Annotated in this window: 46 protein-coding genes; all 46 read right to left on the bottom strand. The window is 47.4% G+C overall.

Translation table 11 applies throughout. The features are described 5' to 3' along the window. Positions 1–4 precede the first annotated feature (4 nt). Entirely contained in the window at positions 5–175 is a 171-nt protein-coding gene (locus V1224_08025) for a hypothetical protein (GenBank protein ID WWR17363.1), read from the bottom strand. Beyond that, positions 162–542, bottom strand: coding sequence for a hypothetical protein (locus V1224_08020; GenBank protein ID WWR17362.1), 381 nt, complete (start codon positions 540–542; stop codon positions 162–164). The genes V1224_08025 and V1224_08020 overlap by 14 nt, the downstream gene beginning before the upstream one ends. Next, positions 535–1,878 carry a ParB/RepB/Spo0J family partition protein gene (locus V1224_08015; protein WWR17361.1) on the bottom strand — a complete coding sequence of 448 codons (1,344 nt, stop codon included), beginning with the start codon at positions 1,876–1,878 and terminating at the stop codon, positions 535–537. Before V1224_08015 ends, V1224_08020 begins: the two co-directional genes overlap by 8 nt. Next, positions 1,871–2,347 (bottom strand): hypothetical protein, encoded by a 477-nt coding sequence (locus V1224_08010; protein WWR17360.1) that lies wholly within the window; start codon positions 2,345–2,347, stop codon positions 1,871–1,873. Before V1224_08010 ends, V1224_08015 begins: the two co-directional genes overlap by 8 nt. A 12-nt stretch (positions 2,348–2,359) precedes the next feature. Further along, entirely contained in the window at positions 2,360–2,827 is a 468-nt protein-coding gene (locus V1224_08005) for a hypothetical protein (protein ID WWR17359.1), read from the bottom strand. Between the two features lie 12 nt (positions 2,828–2,839). After that, positions 2,840–3,277, bottom strand: coding sequence for a single-stranded DNA-binding protein (locus tag V1224_08000; protein WWR17358.1), 438 nt, complete (start codon positions 3,275–3,277; stop codon positions 2,840–2,842). 43 nt (positions 3,278–3,320) lie between these two features. Next, a complete protein-coding gene (locus tag V1224_07995) occupies positions 3,321–4,376 on the bottom strand; it encodes a hypothetical protein (GenBank protein WWR17357.1) in 1,056 nt (351 codons plus the stop codon). 14 nt (positions 4,377–4,390) lie between these two features. Further along, positions 4,391–5,005 (bottom strand): type II toxin-antitoxin system PemK/MazF family toxin, encoded by a 615-nt coding sequence (locus V1224_07990; protein WWR17356.1) that lies wholly within the window; start codon positions 5,003–5,005, stop codon positions 4,391–4,393. 29 nt (positions 5,006–5,034) lie between these two features. Next, positions 5,035–5,676 carry a hypothetical protein gene (locus V1224_07985; protein ID WWR17355.1) on the bottom strand — a complete coding sequence of 214 codons (642 nt, stop codon included), beginning with the start codon at positions 5,674–5,676 and terminating at the stop codon, positions 5,035–5,037. Between the two features lie 17 nt (positions 5,677–5,693). Then, positions 5,694–6,410 carry a hypothetical protein gene (locus tag V1224_07980; protein WWR17354.1) on the bottom strand — a complete coding sequence of 239 codons (717 nt, stop codon included), beginning with the start codon at positions 6,408–6,410 and terminating at the stop codon, positions 5,694–5,696. After that, positions 6,407–6,652, bottom strand: coding sequence for a hypothetical protein (locus V1224_07975; GenBank protein WWR17353.1), 246 nt, complete (start codon positions 6,650–6,652; stop codon positions 6,407–6,409). The genes V1224_07980 and V1224_07975 overlap by 4 nt, the downstream gene beginning before the upstream one ends. A gap of 10 nt (positions 6,653–6,662) precedes the next feature. Beyond that, positions 6,663–6,854: a hypothetical protein gene (locus tag V1224_07970; protein WWR17352.1), complete on the bottom strand. Its 192-nt coding sequence runs from the start codon at positions 6,852–6,854 to the stop codon at positions 6,663–6,665. After that, positions 6,847–7,023, bottom strand: a complete 177-nt coding sequence (locus V1224_07965) for a hypothetical protein (GenBank protein ID WWR17351.1) — start codon at positions 7,021–7,023, stop codon at positions 6,847–6,849. The genes V1224_07970 and V1224_07965 overlap by 8 nt, the downstream gene beginning before the upstream one ends. 2 nt (positions 7,024–7,025) lie before the next feature. Beyond that, entirely contained in the window at positions 7,026–7,460 is a 435-nt protein-coding gene (locus tag V1224_07960; protein WWR17350.1) for a hypothetical protein, read from the bottom strand. A 123-nt stretch (positions 7,461–7,583) separates the two neighbouring features. Further along, positions 7,584–7,997 carry a hypothetical protein gene (locus V1224_07955; protein ID WWR17349.1) on the bottom strand — a complete coding sequence of 138 codons (414 nt, stop codon included), beginning with the start codon at positions 7,995–7,997 and terminating at the stop codon, positions 7,584–7,586. After that, positions 7,994–8,287, bottom strand: a complete 294-nt coding sequence (locus V1224_07950) for a hypothetical protein (protein ID WWR17348.1) — start codon at positions 8,285–8,287, stop codon at positions 7,994–7,996. The genes V1224_07955 and V1224_07950 overlap by 4 nt, the downstream gene beginning before the upstream one ends. Positions 8,288–8,304: 17 nt before the next feature. Next, entirely contained in the window at positions 8,305–9,111 is an 807-nt protein-coding gene (locus V1224_07945; GenBank protein ID WWR17347.1) for an HNH endonuclease signature motif containing protein, read from the bottom strand. Continuing rightward, entirely contained in the window at positions 9,083–9,370 is a 288-nt protein-coding gene (locus V1224_07940) for a hypothetical protein (GenBank protein WWR17346.1), read from the bottom strand. Before V1224_07940 ends, V1224_07945 begins: the two co-directional genes overlap by 29 nt. 11 nt (positions 9,371–9,381) lie before the next feature. Continuing rightward, the gene (locus tag V1224_07935; GenBank protein WWR17345.1) at positions 9,382–9,735 is read right to left on the bottom strand and encodes a hypothetical protein; all 354 of its coding nucleotides are present in this window, start codon (positions 9,733–9,735) and stop codon (positions 9,382–9,384) included. Continuing rightward, positions 9,732–10,271 (bottom strand): hypothetical protein, encoded by a 540-nt coding sequence (locus V1224_07930; protein WWR17344.1) that lies wholly within the window; start codon positions 10,269–10,271, stop codon positions 9,732–9,734. Before V1224_07930 ends, V1224_07935 begins: the two co-directional genes overlap by 4 nt. Position 10,272: 1 nt before the next feature. After that, on the bottom strand, positions 10,273–10,956 hold the full coding sequence (locus tag V1224_07925) for a hypothetical protein (GenBank protein ID WWR17343.1): 684 nt from the start codon (positions 10,954–10,956) through the stop codon (positions 10,273–10,275). Positions 10,957–11,056: 100 nt separating this feature from the next. Beyond that, complete coding sequence (locus V1224_07920; GenBank protein ID WWR17342.1) at positions 11,057–11,443, bottom strand: hypothetical protein; 387 nt, start codon at positions 11,441–11,443, stop codon at positions 11,057–11,059. Beyond that, entirely contained in the window at positions 11,443–12,006 is a 564-nt protein-coding gene (locus V1224_07915; GenBank protein ID WWR17341.1) for a hypothetical protein, read from the bottom strand. Before V1224_07915 ends, V1224_07920 begins: the two co-directional genes overlap by 1 nt. Further along, on the bottom strand, positions 12,003–12,662 hold the full coding sequence (locus V1224_07910) for a hypothetical protein (GenBank protein ID WWR17340.1): 660 nt from the start codon (positions 12,660–12,662) through the stop codon (positions 12,003–12,005). The genes V1224_07915 and V1224_07910 overlap by 4 nt, the downstream gene beginning before the upstream one ends. Position 12,663: 1 nt before the next feature. Continuing rightward, a complete protein-coding gene (locus V1224_07905; GenBank protein WWR17339.1) occupies positions 12,664–13,047 on the bottom strand; it encodes a hypothetical protein in 384 nt (127 codons plus the stop codon). Next, entirely contained in the window at positions 13,048–13,440 is a 393-nt protein-coding gene (locus tag V1224_07900) for a hypothetical protein (GenBank protein ID WWR17338.1), read from the bottom strand. A gap of 117 nt (positions 13,441–13,557) precedes the next feature. Next, entirely contained in the window at positions 13,558–13,881 is a 324-nt protein-coding gene (locus V1224_07895) for a hypothetical protein (protein ID WWR17337.1), read from the bottom strand. A 17-nt stretch (positions 13,882–13,898) separates the two neighbouring features. Then, positions 13,899–14,438 (bottom strand): hypothetical protein, encoded by a 540-nt coding sequence (locus V1224_07890; protein WWR17336.1) that lies wholly within the window; start codon positions 14,436–14,438, stop codon positions 13,899–13,901. A 2-nt stretch (positions 14,439–14,440) separates the two neighbouring features. Continuing rightward, the gene (locus V1224_07885) at positions 14,441–14,632 is read right to left on the bottom strand and encodes a hypothetical protein (GenBank protein WWR17335.1); all 192 of its coding nucleotides are present in this window, start codon (positions 14,630–14,632) and stop codon (positions 14,441–14,443) included. Beyond that, a complete protein-coding gene (locus V1224_07880; protein ID WWR17334.1) occupies positions 14,632–14,784 on the bottom strand; it encodes a hypothetical protein in 153 nt (50 codons plus the stop codon). The genes V1224_07885 and V1224_07880 overlap by 1 nt, the downstream gene beginning before the upstream one ends. Then, entirely contained in the window at positions 14,781–15,170 is a 390-nt protein-coding gene (locus V1224_07875; GenBank protein ID WWR17333.1) for a hypothetical protein, read from the bottom strand. Before V1224_07875 ends, V1224_07880 begins: the two co-directional genes overlap by 4 nt. Positions 15,171–15,183: 13 nt before the next feature. Next, positions 15,184–15,594: a hypothetical protein gene (locus V1224_07870; protein WWR17332.1), complete on the bottom strand. Its 411-nt coding sequence runs from the start codon at positions 15,592–15,594 to the stop codon at positions 15,184–15,186. A 15-nt stretch (positions 15,595–15,609) separates the two neighbouring features. Continuing rightward, on the bottom strand, positions 15,610–15,798 hold the full coding sequence (locus V1224_07865) for a hypothetical protein (GenBank protein ID WWR17331.1): 189 nt from the start codon (positions 15,796–15,798) through the stop codon (positions 15,610–15,612). Between the two features lie 11 nt (positions 15,799–15,809). Next, positions 15,810–16,052, bottom strand: a complete 243-nt coding sequence (locus tag V1224_07860) for a hypothetical protein (GenBank protein WWR17330.1) — start codon at positions 16,050–16,052, stop codon at positions 15,810–15,812. Positions 16,053–16,910: 858 nt separating this feature from the next. Further along, the gene (locus V1224_07855; GenBank protein ID WWR17329.1) at positions 16,911–17,084 is read right to left on the bottom strand and encodes a hypothetical protein; all 174 of its coding nucleotides are present in this window, start codon (positions 17,082–17,084) and stop codon (positions 16,911–16,913) included. 11 nt (positions 17,085–17,095) lie between these two features. Further along, complete coding sequence (locus V1224_07850; protein WWR17328.1) at positions 17,096–18,592, bottom strand: phage tail tip lysozyme; 1,497 nt, start codon at positions 18,590–18,592, stop codon at positions 17,096–17,098. Between the two features lies 1 nt (position 18,593). Continuing rightward, complete coding sequence (locus V1224_07845; GenBank protein WWR17327.1) at positions 18,594–18,971, bottom strand: hypothetical protein; 378 nt, start codon at positions 18,969–18,971, stop codon at positions 18,594–18,596. Between the two features lie 9 nt (positions 18,972–18,980). Next, positions 18,981–19,274: a hypothetical protein gene (locus V1224_07840; protein WWR17326.1), complete on the bottom strand. Its 294-nt coding sequence runs from the start codon at positions 19,272–19,274 to the stop codon at positions 18,981–18,983. A 13-nt stretch (positions 19,275–19,287) separates the two neighbouring features. Beyond that, positions 19,288–19,617 carry a hypothetical protein gene (locus tag V1224_07835; protein ID WWR17325.1) on the bottom strand — a complete coding sequence of 110 codons (330 nt, stop codon included), beginning with the start codon at positions 19,615–19,617 and terminating at the stop codon, positions 19,288–19,290. Positions 19,618–19,741: 124 nt separating this feature from the next. Next, positions 19,742–20,938: a reverse transcriptase/maturase family protein gene (locus V1224_07830; GenBank protein ID WWR17324.1), complete on the bottom strand. Its 1,197-nt coding sequence runs from the start codon at positions 20,936–20,938 to the stop codon at positions 19,742–19,744. 363 nt (positions 20,939–21,301) lie between these two features. Then, complete coding sequence (locus V1224_07825) at positions 21,302–21,700, bottom strand: hypothetical protein (GenBank protein WWR17323.1); 399 nt, start codon at positions 21,698–21,700, stop codon at positions 21,302–21,304. A gap of 117 nt (positions 21,701–21,817) precedes the next feature. Beyond that, positions 21,818–22,891 (bottom strand): SUMF1/EgtB/PvdO family nonheme iron enzyme, encoded by a 1,074-nt coding sequence (locus V1224_07820; protein ID WWR17322.1) that lies wholly within the window; start codon positions 22,889–22,891, stop codon positions 21,818–21,820. 15 nt (positions 22,892–22,906) lie between these two features. Next, positions 22,907–23,245 carry a hypothetical protein gene (locus tag V1224_07815; protein ID WWR17321.1) on the bottom strand — a complete coding sequence of 113 codons (339 nt, stop codon included), beginning with the start codon at positions 23,243–23,245 and terminating at the stop codon, positions 22,907–22,909. After that, the gene (locus V1224_07810) at positions 23,242–23,424 is read right to left on the bottom strand and encodes a hypothetical protein (protein WWR17320.1); all 183 of its coding nucleotides are present in this window, start codon (positions 23,422–23,424) and stop codon (positions 23,242–23,244) included. The genes V1224_07815 and V1224_07810 overlap by 4 nt, the downstream gene beginning before the upstream one ends. Next, positions 23,421–23,888: a hypothetical protein gene (locus V1224_07805; GenBank protein WWR17319.1), complete on the bottom strand. Its 468-nt coding sequence runs from the start codon at positions 23,886–23,888 to the stop codon at positions 23,421–23,423. Before V1224_07805 ends, V1224_07810 begins: the two co-directional genes overlap by 4 nt. Then, complete coding sequence (locus V1224_07800) at positions 23,885–24,181, bottom strand: hypothetical protein (GenBank protein WWR17318.1); 297 nt, start codon at positions 24,179–24,181, stop codon at positions 23,885–23,887. The genes V1224_07805 and V1224_07800 overlap by 4 nt, the downstream gene beginning before the upstream one ends. Positions 24,182–24,207 lie beyond the last annotated feature (26 nt).

Raw genomic sequence — 24,207 nt, 5'->3', positions numbered from 1 at the left:
CCTCCTAATCTCTCACTTCAATCGGCGATCCTGCTTCTCCGGAAAGATGCTCTACCGAGTCCATCCTCACAATGATGACATCATGCGGTGTGCCATACTTATACAGATAATCTACCAGGGGCTTTGCAGCCTCCTTCAGTTCATCAACTCTCTTGCTGTAATCAGTTTCTCCCATTCAAAATCACTCCTTTCTCTAAATTCACCCAAATTACCGCTCCTTGCGGATGCTGGTATGGTATGGGAGCAGAAAATCTCTGTGAACCTTTCAGATACCAAATATGAGGCTCTTTATAGGGCAAGTCATCAAACGCTCCATCAATTTTATGCAAGTGGCGAAACATTTCAAAATCTTCTCTAAGAAGAAGGGAGCTTCCGACTATTTCTGTACTTCCCATTATAAGCCCGGAGCCGGACTGTATGAGTCCGACTCTGCCTCTTATCCACGTTCCGCTGCCCCGAATTTCCCACAGCTTCGGTCCGCTTTCATCACCATCCAGAATGAGGTTCAGCCACTTTTCTTTTACAATCAGTGCCTTATCCATTCTCTGCCTCCTTCTCATACAGTTCGTGCGTTCCGTCCAGTACCTTTTCGGCATCTTCGCTGGCAAAAGTCCAACCATACGCCTTCAGCACATCATAGCAGTGCTTCAGTGTTTCTCCGGCATCTTTCTTGTAACAACCTTTATAATCGACAAGCTCCGTATCCTTTGCCGCATTATGGAGTGCCAGGAGCATCGAGTGCGTGTAGCTCAGTCCTTTCAGTTTTTTCTCGGCTTCAGCCTTCTCCGCCTCTGTGCAGCTGTAATACTCTTTCTCTGTAAAGAAACCGATCATACTGTTGAATGACAGATACGCATACTTTTCAAGAAGGAACCGCCATATCTTTTCCCTTATCTCATCCTCATTCTTCACAGCATCAATCTTGCCTGCGATAATATTCTGAATGAACTCTTTGCGGCTGGCATCTGTCTCCTTGATAATCGCCTTAATCTGCTTCTTTTTCTTATCTTTCTCCTTCTTGGCAATCTCCTCCGGAGTCAGTTCCTTCTTCTCATTCTTGTGCTTTCTGATGATACGGACAGAACGAAAGTACAGAAGATAATACAGCTTGTCATCATCCTTCACAGAAAGTTTCTTCGGAGGCTCTTTATCCAGGTCAATCTCCTTTACAGTATCCCACTTCCCGGAGTACATCTCACTCTCAGCTTCCTTCGGTGCTTTTTCGATACCAGCCTTTTTCGCCATCTCAGCAATCTTCTTAAACCGCTTATTCCGTATCGCTTCAGCAGCGGCTCTCTGTGCCATCGAGACAATCTCCCTGGAGTCCTTGGCATCCTTCAAAATCTTATTCCTGATCTTGACATCCTCAACCTTCTCCAGTTCATACAAATCTTTCAGCGATAGCTGGAAGCTGTCATCCTGCTCTTTCTTCCTCAGTTCCTTCTGATCCAGCTTCGCAATATTCAGCCGGCGCCGGATGGTCGTTTTGCTGAAGCCGGTCTTTTCGGCAATGGACTCCTCTGTCTCTCCCAGGTCGAGCATCATCTGAAAACCTTGTGCCTGCTCATAAATCGTGAGGTCATTCCTCTGCATATTTTCTTCGAGCATGATGGATACCTGCTCTTTTTTGCTCATGCCCTCTTTGATGATACAAGGCAATTCAGCAATTCCTGCCAGCTTCGCCGCAGCGTGTCTTCTGTGCCCGATTAAGGCTGTGTACTCTCCAGGGCTTCCTTCCTGGGGAATTACGGTCAAATTCTGCATCACGCCCAACTTTTTTACCGACTCCACCAACTCTGTCAAATCCCCAAGGTCTTTCCTGGGGTTTTCCGGATGCGGATGGATATGCTCTATGCCTATAAATACAATATCACTCATTCCAATTCCTCCACTTCATAATCTCCAAATCGTCCATCGGTACATACCGGCTCTTGTTGCAGCCGTAATATACCAATGCACATTTTATTTTCTCTTTCACTTGCCTCCCTACATATTCTCCAATATCAATGCCTTCGTGGTCGAAAGCGGTATCTACATACAGCCATGCAGAAACTGCAAGCATCTTCATTCCGACAACAATCCCGACAAACTCTTTCTCTGTATGCCGATAATAGGTTTTCAGAAACTCCAATTCTCCGCAAAATTCATCTACCTCTTTGCTCCACACATCGGTTCCAGACTCATTCTTCCGGTTCGTATCGACATATAAATATGCAGGAAGTCCGCTTTCAGTTTCGCTACCCTCCAGCTTCTGTATGAACCGACCATCGTTCACCTTTTTCATGTATGCCCGGCACTTCACTTTTTGGAACATCCACTTATTGCACCTAGCAAGTCCGTCTGACATCCGGATCACCTCCTAATCTTCTCTAGGTCTATTCAGCAGGTGAGCGTTTTTTATCAAACATTCCTTGCATCCTTCTTCCTTAAATCCGCACTCACATTTCATTTCGACTGGTATAGGGCAAAAATGGGCATCTTTCAGAATGAAATCAGCAAGCTGACCTACCACTACACTACTTTCTTCCACTATCGGTCTGTATGTTTTGGTGAGGAAATCATGGATGCAGTCGGTACATCGTTGATGACTTTCACACCCACCAGGCTTCAAACTGAATATTTCGCAAAAGCTCACATTGCTCATATTCCCAAATTTCATATTGAGTATGATATTGGCTACTGCTTTGCGATCTCTCTGCACAATATCCTTCGCAACACGCAAAGAGTCATCGTGCATTTCCTTTTCAAAAGTACCAACGCTTTGAAGGCACTTTTTTAACTGCTCATTTTCTGAAAGTAGTTCCTTCATTTTTTCATCTTGTGACATTGCACCACCTCCCTAGTTGAACGGCAATTCTTCATCAATTCCGTCCGGAATATTCATAAAACCGTCTCCCGATGTGGAATTATTGCTTCCGGCGTTCTGATAACCGCCTCCATTGCCTTGACTGGCAGCCTTACTTTCAGCGAACTCCTGCTCCTCTACAATGACATCGGTTGTGTATACCTTTTTCCCGGTTTCTCTGTCGGTGTAGCTGCCGGTCTGAATACGCCCGATAATCACAATCTTAGTTCCTTTGGCGAGATACTTCTCAGCGAACTCGGCACCTTTTCCGAATACCACGCATCCGATGAAGTCTGCATCCTGCTCCCCATCTCTCTTGAACCGGCGGTCCACCGCCAGGGTGTACCTGGCAACCGCCGTTCCGTTCTCATTCTGTGCATACCTCATTTCCGGGTCTCTTGTCAGCCTTCCCATCAGTATCACTCTGTTCATGTCAATCTCCTTTCATGGCGGCTTAACAGCCGCCTCGCAGTTTTCAGTCCTCAGTTTCCAGTTTCCGGTAGAAAGCGGAGCGGAAGCCGATGTTGCTGTACGAGTACGAGCGAGGGTGGAGCAAATGCACGTAGAACACGCCAGCAGAGGCGCCATAGGACCAGGAGCCCCCACAGAGCGGCAAACGCTCTCCGCTTGTATCAGCATAGAAGTATGCTTCCGGCTCCCCAGGGAACAATCCCAGGTCCTTCATCGTCTGCGTTTTCTCGCAATCAAAATTGACATCTCCCCACTTGCATCCGTCATAGTCAGCATCAATTTCTTCGCAAGTGGTGAAGGTAACTTCTCCTTCGGTGCAGTCGAGTCTGATCGGCTTTTCTTCACACATCACCGGTTTCCAGTTCTGGCTATGCTCTGACAAGTCGATGTTCATGGCTGCATCATTATTCTCTGCCACCTGGAGAACACCGTCCATGAGCCGGAGTCCTCTGAACCACTCCCAGACATTGCCGCAAAGGTCATGGATGCCAAACACCGTATGATCGTGTGTCCAGGTTTCCGGTCCGGAGCCAGTGAGCGTCTTGCCACGTCCATTGAAGGTAGTGCCTTTCTCCTTCGGGTCTGCATGGTAGACTCCTCCGTCCGTATTCCCATGAGGGAAGATGCCGGTATCATGGCAAAGGTTGGCGATATAGCCTCTCTCCATTGCAGTCATAAGATGCCAGCCTTCACCCTTGCTGAAGCAGGCTTTTTCAGCATCCTCCAGAGTGACGTTCACTGACGGCTCCTTCAACGGAAGGCTGTACGCCTTGCCATTGATGATGACATTCGGGTACTTCGAGATGTACACTTCATCGTAGGTCTTTCCGCCGATCACGAACATCGGGTGTACCGGCTTGTCCGGGTTCCTGGTGAACTTCACCATGATGGACGGCAATCCTGTCTTATCGAAAATCACAACATTGTCCTCCCGGAAAGCCTCGAACTCCGGCTCCGCCCGGAAATCTCCGCACTTCCCATATGCCAGGATGTCAATTTCCGGTCTCTTGCAGTACCCATTTTCATTTGCTCTGCACTTCATTCCACATTTTACTCTCATGCTCTTTTCCTCCTTTACATCGCCGCTTTCATTTGCAGCAAATTCATATACATTTCTTTATAGACATCTCTTTCGGTCTTCATCCGGATGTACTCCGGAGCCGCCTCCAGGTCGATGTTCTCCTCAGTCTGTTTGGAAGCAGGAAGTTCGGCTGCCTCCATGCCTTTTTCAGCTTCTTTTGCATCTTCGCTTGATGAAATTGTTGCTTCCTCCGGAGCGCTTTCATCCTCCCAGGTCTCCATCATTCTTCGCCAGGTTTCCAATGCCTTACTTCCTCTGATGTTCGTTGCAATATCCAGGCTTATCAGAATTGCCTTCTCAATTCCCTTCAGCTCCGCCTGGGAGACTTCGTTTATGTAGTTCCCAATCCTTCCCTTGTCAACGGTCTCTATCTGCTCGCACAATGCGATGGAAGGCTGCCTGGAGGAAATAATCTTCACATGGGTAGGCAACGGTTTCTTCTCTCTTGTGGTGAGGAACACCACTTCAACCACGCTGGAATACTCATTCCCGACATCATTACTTACAATGATTGCCGGTCTGCCTCCGCCCTGTTCGCTCCCGGTGTAATCGTATCCTCTCGGATACACATAATAAATCTGACCTCTGTGATACGTCTGTTCGTTCATAAGTTCCTCCTTTTCATAACAATCATTTCTCAATAATTAAGGGAAACAACCCTTCCGTCTTCAAGCTGGATATAATGGCTTTCTTCCAGCAAATCCTCACCAAATCTGTCTGTATCAAAATACTTTTCTGCAATGGTGTCTCCGTTCTTGATGTATCCGAGTTCCCATGCCTCCTCATATCCGAGTTCTGCCGTATCTTTGAACACGCATCCAACGATACTTCTGTCTCTGTATTCAAGTGTGTATTCATTGAAAATCGCTTCTATATCCTCCTCGTCCAGAGAATATTCTTCCATGAGCCATTCAACTTCTTCCTTCTGAATTTCCTCAAACAGCTTTTCGTTGTCTTCAGAGTTGAGCCTATCGTACACATACTGGATATCCTTGCATAACCGGACTCCTTTTTCATACCTCTCGTCTCCAACTGTAATTCCATATCCGAGTTTAGATATCTCCTTGCTGAATTTTTTCAAGGCTCTGTATTCAGCTTCTGTTAGGACAGTCTTTATGTCGCAGTACGGTTTCCAATCTGAACCGGAATAGCAACTCCCTTCCAGATTTACACTTCCAAAATAGTGTCCGCACTCAAATCTCATGGGTTCGTTTGCTATATACGCACAGCAATCTCTGCCATTGTCGCTGACATCCTTGAACAAAAATACTCTTTTCATTGCCAAATCCTCCGTTCTTAAATCCATGCCGGCTTTATCTTCGTATCCGGCAAGGCAAACAGCCAATCAATCACTTCCTGCGGAACATCTTCCTTGATCCATGAAGTTCCATAACCATATCCGCATACCGGACATTTCTTTCCAAGGAAGCCGAGTTCATGTTCTGTGCAGCTGATCCATCCTCTTGTCTTGTATTCTTCATTTGGATGTCCGAGGCAATCCCTCTCCTTAAATTCGTAAAATTCCGGATGTGCTGGAAGTTCATCATTGTATGTGGTAACGCCATATCCGATATTGGCATACATCGTTTCTTCTGGAGTAGGAATAAAAACATCGCCATTTTTCAAACATTCGATTGCTCTTTTCTCAGCATCTCTCGCTTTATCTCTTGCTTCTTTTGTAACATCCCACTTCCTAACCTTAACCTTCTCCTGTAACTGCTCAACCCAACCAAGCTCTTTCATATGAGAGCAATATGGTCTCATATCATTCAGATGCCATCGGTCCCAAATATCACAGAACTTCTGAAGCATTTCTTCATTCCAATCTACTCCCGGTCTTCCGGCTCTGATTTCATCAACGCACTGTCCTGCCGAACCTTTACAATCTCCATTTCTCTTTGGACCAACAACTCCGCAGATGCTCAATCTGCCATTTTCGTATTCGATTTTTGCATAAGCCTGAGCATCTCCGCAGTATGTACTGCACACACAAGGGTTTACCACTTTCTTCATTGACCTTCCCTTCCTTTCTTCGCTTCTGCGATAATTTCATCAATGTTGTTTTCCAGCAGATAATCAGTATCTATCATTCGCATCTCTAAAAAATCCTTAAATTCTTTTCTAACCGCTTCCGGAGTGATTTCTTTGCAATTACAATGCACCGCAAGAATGATGTCATCAAACGTGATACCGTCAAGCAGGATATCATGTCTGCTGACATCATCACCCAGTTTCCAGTTTCTTTCCTCCGCCATCTTGCACCTCCTATCGTTTCCAGCTACCTACTTTATTTCCATTAAGGTCAATTATGGTTCCGCTGGTCGCTCCATGCTCCAATTCATTCGACACTTTAGCCAGTAGCCTTCTGATTTCCACTGCCTCCATCGCATCGTCTTCTTCTCCGGTAAACGGGTCTCTAAATGCCTCGCCGCCGGTTTTAATTTCACAGCTAAACATTCACAACCCCCTCCTTCTTCACCAGCTGTACGCTGTCAACAATGCTCTGCAACTCCCTGGCGGTCAGCCCGGCGTAATTATCCATGTTGAGCATATCCTTCGTGATGCCTTTCTTCGCCAGCTGATCCTGGTAATACTTCATATCACCGTCATAATCCAGTTCGTACATCCCTACACCTCCTTTGCAATTCCGAGAATTGCGAACGCTTCTCTGATTTTTGCCAGCTTCTCCTCTGCTTCCTTCTGTGCTGCTTTTGCCTTCTGGATTTCTCCATAGAGGCAATCCTTTTCATTCTGAATATTTTCCAGCCTTTTCGTTGCCGCCTCCAGCTCTGCCTTTAATCTGCTGTTCATCTCATTGAACTGACGGCTATGCCGGGCATCCATCTCCTCATACTGGCGGTCCTTCATGGCAACCTCTGCTTCCAGTTCTTCAATCCGCCTTGCTCTCATTCTGCAAAGCCGCTGGATGCCACCGTTCTTTTTCCATTCCTTGCAGAACTTGTCTTTATCGACATCGCATCCCATGTACTCCTGCTCAATCTCTGCATATTCAGCTGCTGTCGGCTCAAATCCAACTCTCTCAATAAACTCTGACATCATCATAGCTTTTTACCTCCATTTGGAAAATTCGAGTTTTTTATCGTAGACGTATCGTAGCACTGGCTCCTGCGTTGTCAATAAAAAAACTGATATTTTTCGAGATTTTTTTTGGAATATTCGAGCAGACTATACTTCGTGCAGATTGCCGCTGGCATCCGTTGCCGGTTCATGTCTCAGCCACTTCATGCACTCCTCGCAAGAATTGAAATCTTCAGTCCAGGCATCCCCGGTTCCATTATCAATACCGGTATAGATGCCGGCTGCAAACGTATAGAAATATCCGATAGGCTGTCTCGTCTCAATAATCTGATTTGCAAACTCCTGGCACACTCGCTGGATGCCATCATTTTCAACTACTTCCAGACGGTATCCGGCGTGTTCCAGGACATCCGCAAATCTTTTCACTTTCATATCGCTCTGGCGGTGAAGCTGTTGATTAAGCCCTCTGACATCTTCTCCCATTCTCGTTGCCAGTTGCCGCTGCGACATCTTCTTTTCCTCCAGACACTTCATTACAATCTCTGATGCTTTTTCTCTCACTCTGTTTTCTCCTCCTTGTTTTCATCATCATACAAAACCACATACATATCTTCCTCATACTGCTCCAGGTCCTCGCCGGCATCCTTGAAATCCTCCTCGTCTGCACATGGAGCCAACGGACAATGAAATGCGTAGCAATAGCCGACTTCCTCTCCATTTACAGTTTCCTTTGCCGCTTCCGGATGCCGACAGTTATGACCTCCATTGCAGAACGGTTCGTGCTTGTATGAGTAACCGCACTGTCCTTCAAATTCATCAATGTGCATCACTGTCTTCTTCACTATTCTCACCTCATTCCATGCGCTGCTCAGTTCCTTTTTCTTCTTCTGGCAGCAACTTTTATTTTTGCGATATTTACACCGGCTTCTGTCAACTCTGCGTGCGAAAACCTCAGATTGCTTCTATTCATTTCTAAATTCTCGCTGTTATCCAGCAGCACAAGGTTCTCAATCTTGCAATTATCTTTATCTCCATCCAGGAAGCTAACCATCTTCCCTTCTGGGATTGGACCGTTGTGTTCCTCCCATACTTTCCGGTGAACGTACTCGAATCTCTCCCTCTGTATTCCATCCTCTTTTACTTTCCGGACAAGATAACCGTCTGTCGTATGTGTATACTCTCCGACTTCCATATGGTTTGCAGGAACATTCCCCTTTCTGAACATTGTAGCCTTGCATTTCTCATACTGCTCTGGACTCATTTTCTTTCCTTTATTGGCTGGTATATGCCCCGGCTCAAACTGTCCTGTAAGACCGGTATTGATACCATGATTTCTCTTATAGGCTTTCATCTGCCGGATGCCGATTGTTCCAGCCCCATACTTCCGGTTTACCGCCTCCACCAATTCTGCGGTGCTTTTACCTTTGGCAATACTTTCAACATACTCAGCCATTCCATCCGGATATTTTGAAGAATATCCTTTCGGATTTCCAGTAGGCGTACCACTCTTAAAACCAAACCGGCTCTTTGCACCTTTGACAATGCTTTCTGTGAATATCATGCCATATTTCTTGTCGAACCCTTGCTGATTGATAAGAAGCGTCAATTCTTTGGTGGTCCGACCGGGCGTGTTTTCACGCATCCAGTCAACTACTTCCACTGGCCATTTCCACATCTGTCAGATACCCCCCCCGAACTTCCAGCATTTCCGGTACGGCTTTCTTTCTCTCATAACCGTACTCGTCCATATGCTGCATAGCCTTCAGCTGGAGTTCTCCGGTCTTGATAATCTGCTCTCCGACTTTTGCCATCGCTTCGGATCGCCTTATTTCTGCCTCCAGTTCATCACCTTTCAAATCATCATCTCCGAGTTTTTCCAACTGTGCGAACAGATGATTGTTCAAATCTCCAAGCGTATTTTTCACCATGCTCATTTCAAACCTCCTTACAGATACGAAATGCCGTATCTGCTCCTAAATTCTTTCCGGGCAATCCTACTTTCCAAAGCCTGGGTTTCTTCTTCATCGCCGTCTTTGTCATGGACGGCATCTTTCAGTATCCACTGCCGCTCCCATGCAAGCTGTCCGATGATTTTCGACATCTTTTCCGCCATCGGGTTCCCATGTATCCGCCTTGTCACTTCACCCATATTGTGACAGTTATTGCAGATCGGAACCTTCAGCCCGTCTTTCTCGCTAAGTTCTCTGCCGGCGGTTCCGAATATCAGATGATGCTCTGCCTCTGTTTGTCTGCCGCAGATGAAGCAGATTTCACTATGCTCTGTTACTATGCCTTTCATTCTAATTCACCTCCAAATTCTTTACTGTCATCCCAATTTCCCTTTGCTTCCAGGAACTTTGCCACCACTTCATCGGGCGCCATATCAATGTTCGCCTCTGCATCGGTTTCTTCAAATCCATCTCTGCTCAATTCAAACCAGCAGTGATCGTCTTCTGTAATCTTCTCAAACCTTTCTTCCGGAAGACCGACCTGGACCGGAATAAAATACTCTCCTGCATCCAGGCATCCGATTATGGCTTCGATCTGCTCCGGGGTGAAGGTTCCAGAAACAACTACCTCATTGTGCTGTTTATAGTTGCTGGCATCTCTGTAAAGATAGGAAATTCTTGTGTTCTTCGTTACCAACTCCATTCCAAATTCGTCACCATTCTCGTGATGCTTCACAATATCACTCCAAGAATACCCTTCCTCAATGACCGCTTCAGTTCCGTCATCATGCAGATAAAAATATCCAGCAAGTCCTCCGCCATTCTCATGCTTCAATATGACTTCTTCCCATTCAACCTTCTTCATTCCATCCCATGTATAAGCCACATCAATCACCTCCAAACATCAGCTTCGCAACGCCGCCGGAATATCTTTCATCGAACCAGTGCCATACCGCCTCCCGGTGCGTTCCACACTCAAATCCGAGGAAATCATCCAGGATGCACTCGTCATCATCAATCAGTACATCACCGAACTCCTCCCACAGATACTCCAGCTTCTTATCATCGAGGGTAATCTCCTTCATCACGTTTCCGACTACAATATCCATCGTGGTATTGAACGGCGTATTGCAATCTTCGGTCTTGATGAAAAGCTGGAGGATTTCCTGCATCACCGCTGGCTCTCTAGTCATGTACTCATACTTCCATGCTTCGATACTTTCTGACTCATACAGCATTTCAATGTATGCTCTCACATCATTGGTGCGGTCGATCTTCTCCATCTCCCGGCTGATGGCTCCCATCGTATTCTCCGGCAGTTCCAGCTGGTGTTCGGCGATGTAGAACTTCGCATACTTGCCGCTCACATTCACCGCCTCATAATACCTTTCGCCTCTCTCCTCCTGGATGTAGCCGCACATTTCTACATACTCTTTCGCCTTGCTGTCGGCAATTTTATCCAGCTTTCTGAGAAGCGGTTCTACGTCAACAGATACTCCGATAACAGTAACTCCATCGGTGTCCGGCGTGTTCCACATTCCATGAAGAACATACGTCAATATCTTCATCATTCATGCCTCCTTATGTTCATTTAACGCCCCTGGGAGCCTTTGTCCGGACACCCAGGGTATATTTGATAGGTTTCAATTTACTCCGGCTCAGTACAGCCTCTTATCCGTATATCACATCCTCGAACAGTGCGTACTGGATAATCATGTCACACACCGTTGCATCAGCATTGCAGGTGTCAACTCTCAGCTTATTGTCGATCTCCTCCAGGATGTCATACGGATGCGGCTTCTCAAAGTACATCTTCAATCCTTTCAGAAACTTCTCCTTATCCAGTGTGTGTCTTTCATCCTCCTCAATATCATGCAGGAGAAGCTGACCGCCCCTAGAAATCTGCTCACTTGCATATTCTCCCAGGTAATCTCCGACCACCTCTGCCTTACAGCACCAGTAGTTGATGCCTCCTTCCAAAGCTCCTGCCATGATGTCATCAATATCTTCCTGGGTAACAACAACTTCCAACTCTAACTTCAAAACTTCATTTTCCATCAGTCAACCTCCTTCTTTGCCCCACAATGCGGACACTTATCAACTCCATAGCACCAGTACAACTTACCGCATTTGCACTGCCACAATTCATCGTCACCCTGTTCATCCAGGTAACTTTCCGGATGCTGCCAGTCAACAGCATCAAAAACTTGGTCTGCAATTTCCGGCTGGCCGTTGCACATATCCAGGAAGTCCTGCCCGGTATAAGCTGAGTCCGACAGTTCCGGAACATAGCAGACAGCCGACTTGTCGTTGTGGTATGCGTTCGGGTTCTTGTATATGTACCCTTGCCGGAAATACTCACGTTCCAGCTTGACTATCTCTCCATTTTCATCAACCTCGCACTCGCCGATGACTTCGTATTCATCTGTCTGTTTGGCATCGTCCACTTCCTCGAACACCATCCAGTACATATCCTCCTCAGAGAAGCCTTTCTCTGCCAGAAACTCTTTTGCTTTCTCCTCTGATTCGAAGGTCATCAGATCCCCTTCGTCATCCAGCAGATACTCTAACGGATTGATAGTAATGCCGTTGATGTGTCTGCCGACAGCTATCCTTTTCATACAGCACCTCCTGCCAACACTTTCCTGGTCTTCGGCTCGTAGTAAACTTCCTCCCGAACCGAACAGCTCTCAGCTATGCTCTTTACTTCAAGGACGATATTGTCTGCCAGGGCATCAAATTCCTGCACCAGCTTTACTCTCGCACGAAGGTCATCCATACTCCATCCTTCAAAATCTTCATCCATATCTGTCGATTTCCCAGGAAGCGTAAACACTTGCAGCGGAGGCTTTGCATAATCAATTCTCCCAGGCTGCCGGCATCTGCCGCAAACATTTCCAGTCTCTTTCACGCTGGTAAAATTCCGCTGTCCGCAAAAACGGCAAAATGATTTATGCTCTGACGGCTTGCTTCCGCCCTGGTACAGTACCAAATAACCTCCGCTCCTTCCGTTGAAGGCTGCCTGCCATCTGAAATCATGCTCCGCATTGAAATCATCAATCAGTTCCTGGATGCGGTCATATACATCATGGCAATCCAACATCTCATACAGCTTATCTTTCACCTCTGCCGGAACGTCCAGATTGTAAATCTTCATGTTGCAGGCATACGATGTTGAACGGTTCCAGCTACTCATGGTGTCATATCTGAAATGCTCTGCCAGAAACTTCTGCATCTTCCATCTTGACCTTGTATCAACAGCTTTCCAAAATGCCATATCATTCATCTCCTTCCGGATTGTAATATTCCTCAATATACTGGCTGTTATCTTGGTTTGTAACAACCGCCGGGAAGCGAACCTTTTCTCCATGTGATACCAAAGTATTTGCGGCAAATTCAGCAATCTCGCCAATATAAGCCATATCCCATTCAAGATTTTCATTCTCGGTAAAGCATTTGCACATTTCATACACTGCATCATATACTTCATCGCATCTCTTAGACTGCTTATCATTCAACTCGACTTCTTCATCTGTGTCGAATGAGCCTCCACATTCCGGACACACTGTATACAGTCCATTTTCATCAAAATATGTCCTTCTAAGCGGAAATTCATGTCCGCAATTCAAACAACTTACATTGCTCATTTCTTCATCCTCCAATCAAATATAATAACAACTGAAATTCCAGTGGTTCCCGAACTCATAATACAAACCGTACCGCTCGAAAATCGCATCAAATTTCTTCCTGGTTTCCGGACGTTCGCAGTAGTAAAGCATCTCACATACCGGACCTTCAAAACTCATGCTGAGAATGTGGTCCGGATTGACATATTCAAAATACGTCTGCGGCTCGATATCCTCCTCTACGAACAGATGCTCCCGGTCATTGTAGAAGTACCTCCCGGTCTCCGGGTCCTTGCATCCAAATCTCTTGTGGTTGAAATAAATATCAACATCCTGCCACAATCCATGTTCCAGCAGGAACTCTCTGATTTCAACTGCCAGCTTCTCAATCTGATCCTCTGTCAGTTTCTGTCTCTCCATAACATCCATAAACTGCTCCTTCCTCCGGTCGTTCGCCGGATATGATTTGTTATATCGTGCGGCGAACGATAGCACCTCCGTCCGAGGTGTCAATAGAAAAACTGAATTTTTTCAGATTTTTCACTTTTATAAAACAGTCTGTGCGTACCATCCATCCGGCAACTTGAAAATCATCTTTCCCATCAGTTCCTCGCACTCCTTCTCAGTCAGCCCGGCATCCGCCTGGTCTATCTCGCTCTGAATGAGTGCCTGCCAATCGTGGTAAAAGTACCAGTTATTCTCCCTTTCTTGAAAATAACCATCTACGCTATCCAAGTCAGCACATCGCAAACTGGAGTTTCCTTTCTCTTTCTCGCTGAACAGAATTTCAGCAAACGCTCTAGCTCTTTCGAGCGGCATTTCCATCATTTCAGCAAGTCTCTTTACTTCATCTTCGTTCAGTCTCCTCACAGTACCGTCCTCCTCTCTTATGCTAAAATCATGCAGTCATACATATAGCTGCCATACGCCATGCTCAATACGTCCTGGATGCTGTCCGCCATGCACCGGTACTGGTCTCGCACCATCTTTTCCAGCATCATCTGCCCTCCGTCAACCTCCGGCATATCCTGGCTGAGTTCGTACTGCTCATAGTAGATGTAGTCAACATATCCCTGGTCCTGGTCTTCCGGAAGCAGATTGTCTCCGGTTCCTTCGGCGATGCGAACGATCTGCTTCATTTCCGGAACGAATATGAACAAATCATCATATCCTTCCGGCTTTTTCCCGAAGCAGGTCTCAGTCCAGATGACTTCCGCCGGACTCTGATTCGCATAGTTCTTGCCGACTCTCTCCCACTGTTTCTCAGAATAGCAATCACTGCAATTCATGCAGTCCGGATTTACGTCCGGATGCTTCTCACGAAATCCTCTGACAGCATCCCCATAGCTGGATGCCACCACAACCAAATATGTATTCTGATATGGGAACTTTTCCCAACTTCCAAATGTAAAATAATACTTCTCCATCTCTATTCCTCCTCGCATAATCTAAATTGTGCATTATGTCCGAAACCGCAAACCTCCAAATAATCGCATCCTTCCAGCAACATCCCCATAGCAATTTCCCATCCACGAGGAAGCGACACTCCATGAGCTTCCAAAATCTCTTTGGTGTGTCCTATGCTGTCAGTTTTTCTAATCACATTATTCTCGTCAGCCACTATGCAACCTCCTTCTCCTCGACTTCCAAAAGTTCCACTGGCATCCAAAACTGCTCTCCTTCCAACTCCAGCTTCACCATATTCTTTCCGGGCTGAACCACCGTTGCCAGTGGTCCGATGTCTGGTATCTTCACTTTCAATCCTGCCTTCATGCCGTCTTCGCCTCCTCTACCAGCTTCTCAGCTTCCTCCCGGCTCTCGAACCAGTCAGTGTAGATGTCCTTCCGCTTCAGACTCTTGAAGCTATTCTCCGGCTTGCAGACAGCATCAATAACATTCGTGATTGCTGCCCTCACCTTTCCCTTGTCATCTACTGAGGAAGTGACGCAATAATAGGTCTTCATGCCGCCAAGTGTCAGTTCGTAAGCATCCGCTTCCTCTTTCGTGAGTTCCGCCTGGTACTCTATGTATCCCCAGGCTTCCTTTCCAATCTCCTCGCAAAATGTCTTCACATCAAAATTCTTAATCTCCACAACATCTGCTTTTCTAGGGAAGCCGCCCGGCATAACCGGGCGCTGCGTACTGTAATATCTCGCCATCTTCCATTCCTCCCTACCACGTTCTGACGATGCCACCATTGCAAGGCTCCACGCCAATGCTGCCAAACTCCGAGCAATCCGGCATCGTCTTGTTAATCACATACGCCAATGCCTGCCCGGATGCCAGGTCTTCCCGGTCAATGCACCACTCGCCGTCTTCCAGGCTCACATACAGAAGGCTATACATCTCGCCGATGTTCGTGTGCTGGTGGATGACATGATAGACAACCGCCTCATGCTTCTCCTCGAACTCCTTCACCATCGCCTGTTCCTCGTCATTCAGCCAGTACAGAATACCGAGCCGTTCCGACCTATTCAGCTTTTCTTCCTCCTTGAACTCTCTCAGCACATTCTCATGCACCTTCAGAACTTCCAATCTCTTTACTGCCTCTACCCTTGCTTCCTCAATGCTTCTCACTGCCATGTCCTTTTCTCCTCCTTAAACTCCGGCTACTTCCTGGAAGTCCAGGATGCCGATACTTTTGATGAACTTCTTAGTGGTCCGGAGACCTCTGCCTTGCTGTCTCCCATCTATGTACTGTCTGAGGTAAAAGCCGCCAACCAGCCTTACTACCTCCCACACCTTCTTTTCATTCCATCTGTCCTGGTAAAACTTTCTCTGAGCCATCACGCCGCCTCCTAATTGAACGGAAGAACGCCAGCAGCAGCCAGCTTATTTCCAATTTCATACTGCATTGCCTCGTATGCCTGCACTGTCAGACCGTATGTTGCTGCAAGTTTTTCATACAGCTTTTCCCAAGCCGGGGCAAACGCCGCTGCGATTTCATTTGTGCCAAATCCACATCCCATTTCATACTCTGCCTGCTCCTGCATATAGAGTTCATCCATCTCTTTACGAATTTCTTTTCTCAACCTTGTCATGTTCATCTACTCCTTTCAGTTGTTCTACTGATATTTAACTTATACGCATCGTAACTGGAATTTTCCAATTTGTCAATAGTTTTACTGAATATTTTTTGGAATTTTCCATTTACCTATCTTGCTACTTTTCAGCAACCGCCCGATTGATGCAACCATCTGGCTGCCTACTGCTTCGCTTAGTTTAGGTATTTGTTTAGCGTGAACGCATCGTAACACTACCTCCTGGGGTGTCAATAGTTTTACGGAAAATATTTTTGGAATTTTCGAGTTTTATCCACAGACTTATCCACCATATCAACAAACGCACATATATGTTTATATATAGGTTACGGTTACGTTTACGGTGACGGTATGGTCAAGGACTTTCCAGCGGACTGTCCTATGGACGGTCACATAGACTGTCACATGGACGCATGAAAAATCGGCATATATTATAATAGGAAGAAAGACCTCTCAAAGTATCTCCGGAATTACTGATACCAAAATCAAAGGCATCGTATGTAAAAACGCTTTGTCCGGCATACTTCCAAAGGACTTTCCAGACGTAAAAAGCAGGACTGTCCTTGTGACTGTCCGCTGGATTGTCCTACGGACGTTTTCTATATGGAGAAATTCGAGCAGAAATGCCCCGGAAATTTTCTGAAAAATGCTCTACCTCCTGGGACTTCTTATTTGCCTTTTTCCGGCTTTTTCCTTCGTAGAGGTATTAGGTATTGAAAAAGATTTTTTGAACAAAATCCGAAATTGTGACTAAAACGTCAATCTTATTTTTGTCGAAATTTTATGTTGACACTAGCTCCATTTGTGAGCAACAAAAAAGACCTCCCCGAAGCACTATTGCAACGGAGAGGTCCTCTCTTACATATCTTCATTTATGAAGTCTTCGCAGCCAAGCTCCCGGTATGCCTCCTCAAAGACATCTTTCGGACTCCACGACACATAGCCATCCGGATACACAACCTTGTATCCGGGCTTGCCGTTTTTCACTTGCGGTTCAGCTTTGACAATCTTAACACCGATGTAATTTTTCACTCCGGCACCTCCTATTTGCTGATGTCAGAAGTGTTTACCCATCCATGCACTGTATCGCCCACCACATGATACGGATGCTTGCCGTTTTTATTCACAGCGGTAATCTTCGCCTTACAAGGCTTCGCAGACTTTCCGCTTGCCCCGGCATAGCTGCTGGTATAGTGCTTGTCTCCGGTGAAGGAAACATTATCGCCTACCTTGAACGAACCGCTGGAGCCGGATGCACCTTCAATATCGCCGGCATCGCACCAGCCGTACACTTTGCCTCCGCTGAGTGCAACCAGGTGATACGGATGCGGCTTTCCTGCACTGATCGCCGTTACCCTTGCCTGGCAAGGCTTCGCAGACTTCTTCGTTGCTCCGGAATAAGAACTGGTGAACTGCTTGCTGCCGGTGAAGTTCACAACATCGCCGACTTTCAGAGTGCCGGACTTGTTTACATCCTCGCCCTTCGGTACAGTGGCTTTCTTGGAATACTTCGGAACGCCATAGCCTCTGATGTATCTGCCGTTCACCTTCAGATTTCTCCTTCCGCAGGCATCGTTGATATTGCACTCAATCACCGTAATGGTACTTCCGGCAACCTTCTCAACAACACCGACATGATCCGCACCTCCGGTATTGTCTCCGACACCGCTGTCCTGCCAGTCATAGAAGATATAATCTCCAGGAGACGGAACGTAGGCATCATTCTCCTGCCACGCCCCCATCTTCTTGAACAGCTCAATCATCTGATTGCATCCGCACTCAGTAGGAATGATGTCCGTCAGTTCGGCAACGATTGCCGCAGCGGATGCACCAGTGGCACACCACGCATCGGTATACTTCACTGCATAGCTTCTCGCCAACGGCTTATGTGCATTGTAAATGTCGATAATCTTCTTGTGGCTGCCGTTGCTCTCCTTGCAGCCGATCCACCCCTGCATAACTCCAACTACTTTCTGTCTTAACTGTGCTTCGGTCATATTGCTGTTACCTCCTTCTTTTTTGCTTGATACAAACTCGTCATAATACTGCTGGCCGTAACCGGCTCGCTTCTCCTTTACGGCATTGCTCTGGTCTTTCGGCTTCTCAAAGCCAGTGAGAACGGCATCGGATGCCGCCTTCACTGACCTTGCGGATTTCAGCTTCGCCAGGACTGTGCCATAGCTTTCACTCAATTCCTCTACAAGAAAATCAAGCTGTGCCTCCAAATCGCCGACAGAGCATTTTCGTGACCTCACGAAATTGAGCAGCTTCTCCTTCCTGGACCAGTAGGTCCACTGTGCCAATCCATAGCCAGCGCTGTCCTTTACGAAGTTATCATACGAACCGTCATCCACCGCCTGGGTGTAGGAATCATCCGTATGGTTCAGCTTCTTTTCGGAAGTGTTCTGAAGGTTCTTCGGGTTCAGCCCGGACTCCGCAAACAGATTACCCATAAGTCCTGCTGTGCCATGATTACTCAGTCCTTTGGATTTCAGATAGTTCCATATCTGCTCCCGGACCGTCTTTCCTTTCAGTGCCATATTACTGCTCCTTTCCGGTCTCCTCTGCTTCGGAAGGACCATTCACATATTCCTTGACAGCATTGTCGCTCTCCAGCATCGCCCTCATTTCCTCCAGGGCATCGTCAACCATCATGCTCACCATTTCAAAGCTGACTACCTTGCCGAGCCAGGGGAACTTTGCGATGAACATATCGTAAACATACCTCAGCTTCAGCTTTCCGGTTCCGGAGCCTAACTCCTTCTCAGCCTTTGTTACCGCAAACAACATCCATTCCTTTACGGACTTCAGCTGTTCGGTGTGCGGTCTCTTGACGAACACATACACACTGTACCCGGCTCCTGCCAGTACAGCGGCTCCTGCCACAATCAGATACCAGTTGTTGATGAAAAAATTCATATCTTCCTCCTATTCCGGCATGGTCTCCTCAGAGCCATTGCCATTCTGCTTTTCCAGGTCCTCCTGGTGTTTTCTGTCCTCCAGTTCGTACTGCCGGTCTCTCTGCCGCTCCTTCGTTGTCTTGATCCATCCCATGACTCCGCACTCCCCTCCACACGCCGCAAATACACAGGTGCATAAGGTATCCGGGATTGCCCCGGTGGTGTAGTACAGAATTATCATGGTGACAATGAAGGCGAGCAGGAAGACGGCAATGAACACCAGGATGACATCCATTGTTCGTACTTCCTTCTTTCGCCTCACTTCGCCTACCTCCTTACAATCCAATCTTGGCGAAAACGATAGCAAGAACAGCACCCAGTATTGCAGTGCCGATGTACGCCATCGCCTTCCGCCATTTCTCACCATCCCGGCTCTCAATCTGTGCCAGGCGCTGTCCTTGCTGCTCCTGGACCTTCAGCATATTCTCCATGTTGGCAGCCAGCCTTTCGGTCGATGCAGTCAGCTTTTTGATTTCCTGGATGCTGCCCTCCAAGACGGCAATGCGGTGGTTTTGGCGGTCATTTTCCTCCTTCAACCGCTCATTCTCAGACTCCATGAGTCTCCGGAACTCCTCATGCTCTCTATGTGTTACCGGGTTATCCATCTCTTTCTCACCTCCTTCCGCATAAAGAAAACCGCCTTATTCGGGCGGTCTCAAATCTATCCTCAAAAGCTCACATTTACTGCAAGGGTACTGCCCGGCAGGAATGTGGCAACTAAGGCAATGTTCACATTTGCTGTGCCATGCACATATCTCCGTACACTCCGTATAGTTCATAGCACAAATACCAATCTTCTTGTGGGAGCATCGGAACAAATTCTTCCTTTTCCTCTTTTTCATCAGAGCCTCCTTTAATGAGTACCATGTCCTTGTACAATTTATCTATCAGAGCCTGGCTGTCGGTGTGCTTCAGCATACCTATGTAGCAAGTGAATATTTCCGTAACCTTCTCCAGCGGTATCCTTCCGCTCTCATATAGCCGGCGGACACCACTCAGACTCCGCTTTATCCGGAGCGTGGTGCTTTTTCTCAGAACAACACGATCCGCCCAAACTCTGTATCCTACAAACTCAATACCCTGTCCGATAGGACGGATACAAGTCTTATTATTCAAATTCAGTTCCAGTTCTGTATCCAGGAACTCACCGATGCGGTCCTTCCATTCCCGAAGCTGGACTTTATCGCAACTAAGAATGATAACGTCATCCATGTACCGGATGTAATACCGGATGCAGAGAACTCTTTTACAGAACTGATCCAGCATATCCAGGTAGATATTAGCAAACATCTGACTAAGCAGATTGCCGATAGGCATACCGACATCAAACAGTCTTTCCTCCAGCGGTACTTCTTCCGGTTTCTTTCCGGGAGGAAGACCGAACGGCGTATGTTTGCAATCAATAATGCCATACAGAAGTTCCAGCAGCCTCTCGTCTTTAATCTTCTTCGCCAGCACCTTCTTCAATATCCGGTGCGATACCCGATAGAAATATTTGCTGATGTCGAGCTTCAGATAAAACCAACTTTCACCCTCTTTGCGGCTCACGAACTCCAGCCAGTATTTCAGCTTCTTCATTGCACTTAGGCTACCTCTGCCGGGAATACATCCGTAACTGTCCTCGATGTACCCCGGCACAAGTACCGGGTTTACCACCCGGTATATAGCCCATTGGACGATGCGATGCTTGAAGGCAATCGACATAATCATTCTCAGCTTCGGTTCGTGAATATAGAAAATGTAATACTTCTCAATCCAGTACGAACCGCTGATTACTTCTTCTCGCAGGTCTTTCAGATTATCCCAGGCATCGGAGTTGAAATCCAGTACATCGGACTGGTATCTCCTTCCCCTGGAAGCATCTTCCAAAGCACCGTATAGGTTCTCCATTGAGAAGATGAGGTCGAACACATTCTTTATCTTCATTGCATCATCCTCTCTAGTGTCACAGCTTTCGCCAAAGCTACTTGCAGCTTCCCAGGTTGCCCTAAGATTTGTTGGTCTCCTCAAAGGGCAGCACCGCCCAACCACGAACGATGCCTATTTTTCTCCTACCATACGGTCCGGAGCGGAAATGGACTCCTTTATCCCCTCGCACTGGCAGAACATCCTTAGAAATCCTGCTGATCCGGCATATGAGGGTAGAGCGGAGCGGAAGCCGATGTTGCTGTTCGAGTTCGAGCGAGGGTTGTTCAAATTCACGTTGAACACGCCAGCATTGGCGCCATTGTTCCAGTTGCCCCCACAGATCGGCAAACGCAGTAGTCCATTCCCAAAGTACAAATCACATTATTTCTTGCCGTAATTTTCTTTCTTCTCTGCCTCTCTCACCGTATTCATCCAGCTCCCGGTCATCTTGCCTATCTGTTCGAGGTAGTCATTGATGACTTCAAAATTCTTGAACGAAAACAGCTTCGTCTGGTACGCCACCTTCACCCAAAATTTGCAGTGCATAATCTCCCGGTCAAGTTCGTCCAGCTGCTTCAGCAGAGACTTCGCATAGTAGCACTTCTTCGTATCCATGCAGTTCTCCGCCATTCGTGCCATGATGCCTTTCAGCCGGGTTGCCATTCCCTCATAGCTTTTCTCCGGTCTCGGAAATTTGTCTATCTGCGGAAATGCGTACTCGATCATATCCTGGATTTTCAGCAGCGTAGGGTCCTTTTTGTCTTCATCTTTCTTCGCCATGATTACCTCCCAAAAAATGCGTCCGCCGGACAGTCCTCGGACTTTCCCTGGACTCTCCATAGGACGCATAGGTCTAAAGGCTCACTACCGTTCGCCTCACAGAATACAGCCGACAGTTTACAGTTCTACATAAGCGGAGCGGAAGCCGACGTTGCTGTGCGAGTACGAGCGAGGGTTGCTCAAACCCACGTAGAACACGCCAGCACCGGCGCCATGGCCCCAGTGGCCCCCACAGAGCGGCAAACGCTCTCCGGAGTTGTTCATCCAATGACCGTCCCCGGCATAATCCCCATTCGGAGTGTCCGGATAAATCAGCAGCACCTTCGCCAACTCCGGAGCCGTTAAGCCGCTTGCCAGTGTCATGTCCTTGTATTCGCAATAACGTCCGGTATCGGCGGCTGTCGTAATGCCGGTAGTCAGCTGAATTTTGCTGGATACCCAATCGTACTTCAGCGTTGCAGCGGTTCCAGGAGTGACAATGGAGCCATCGTTCTTGATTGCCTTCCAGAGAGTTGAGCTTACGGACTGGTCGCACTCGGCTCCGAGGGCAGCGTTGTTGTAAGGAATAATCTGAATTTCTCCTTCCTTCAAACGCATACCGCCTACCCATTCCCATACGTTTCCATTCAAATCCTGGATGCCGAAAATGGTGTGATCATGCCCCCATGTTGCAGGACCGGAACCGGTGAATGTTCTGTCCGTTTTCCGGGAAGCTCCTTCCCCTTCATGCGAGGACTCCTGCCCTTTCTCATGCGTGAAGCTGACATCTCTGCCGTAGTTGTTATTGCCATGCGGCATCGTGCCGTTCTTCCTGGTCCAGAGAGCAATCGCCGCCCATTCTGCCATAGTTCCCAGGTGGAAGCCGGCTCCCTTTGCCTCGCAAGCCTCCCTTGCCTGGTCCCAGTTCACATACACCTTCGGGTCTCTGTGAGCCAGCGAATACGCCCTTCCGTTGATGATTACATTCTGGTACTTAGAGTAGTAGAAGCAATCCTTCTCTACCTGTGCGCCGTTGACCGCAACGCTGAACGCCGGATGAATGTTCTCACTCAATCCGGACACAAGTTCGCTGTTCTTCAGCTTATTGATGGGTACATACACAGAAGGGATGCCGAGGTCATCCAGCAGGACGACATTCTTTCCCCCGGAAATCTCCTTTACTGCCGCTGCAAACTGATCGTAATTTGCCATAATATCTTTACCTCCTTAAATCGCATACAGTTTCAAAGTAACATTTGCCATATTGAACGGAACCGGCTCCTTCGTGGTGATGGTCTCCCGGCTCGTTTCATCTTCCGGATCATAGTCGGGGTTCTCCTCGGTATGCTCGGTATATTCCCTGGCAGGAATTTCAATCTGAGCCGCATACTTCACTCCAAGTCCGGTAGTCACCATGCCATACTTGTCGATGCAGATGTCAATGCAGACATCAAAATCACGCTCCAACTTCTGCACATTCAGCATAAGCTCGTCATCGAACGTGATCTTCGTCTTGCTGACAGAATACGGAATTTTCGTTCCTTCATTTACTTCGATTACATTCATCGTCTGCTTCCTCCTTTTCTTCGGGCTTCATCGTAAGCCTCGTTGGTCTTCTGAGCGATACAGTCTGCCATGTCTCGCTGGTGCGCTGTTGCTCTGTCTGGGTTGATGCCATACTCCCTTAATGCCTCATTCTGCTGACGAACTCTCTCGTCACTTCTGATAATCACACCTACACTCACGCCGCATTACCTCCATGCACATAAAGTTTCAAAGCCACCGAAGCTGCACTTCCGGTGAACTTTACCTTGAAGCCATTGACCTGCTTGTCATAGACAACAATGTCTCCGACATTGACGGTATCTCCCTGGATTTCTGCATCCACGATGTAGTCCAGGGTATCTCTGCGGACTGACAACGCCACCGTCTTCGTGGAATTGTTGGCGTAATAGTCCTGCGTATTGGTGAGCGTGACTGCAATCACCTCGCCGTCAATGTCATCCAGGCGTTTCTGCTGTTTCGATACAACCTCCGCAAGAAACTCTCCTAACAGATTGGAGCCATTGATACCGGTCTCCATGTTGTTGAAGTGCTGTTCATCCTGCGGCGTACCTTCCTGGATGCCAGGAACATCGTCAAGCCACTGCGTAGGCTCGTATGTTCCGGTTCCGTTTCCTCTGATGTACGGCTGCTCTCTGCCATTCATGCTTCTTCACCTTCTTTCTCGTAGATAGGGAACTCGAACTTAGTCAGAACTCCCTGGCTGGATGCCCTCACAACCTCCGTTTCCTGGAAGCCGCACTGCTTTCCGGTCACATCAATGATACGGACTGCCGTAATCGTCTGACTGCCGGATGATGTCCGAGGGAAGCTGACGATAATCTCCACCCGGTTTCCAACGATACGCTTCGTGTTGATTACCGCATCGTGCCAGGTTGAGCCTACCCGGAACTGGAACTTCACCAGTGCCGCCAGCCATTGCTTCCTTCGGTCATTCATAAAATCTGTGGACCAAAAAGACATCT

It is taken from the genome of Lachnospiraceae bacterium JLR.KK008 (assembly GCA_037015955.1).
Lineage (GTDB): Bacteria > Bacillota > Clostridia > Lachnospirales > Lachnospiraceae > VSOB01.
The sequence above is the reverse complement of the archived record's forward strand: the minus strand, read 5'-3'. Positions and strand labels throughout refer to the sequence as shown.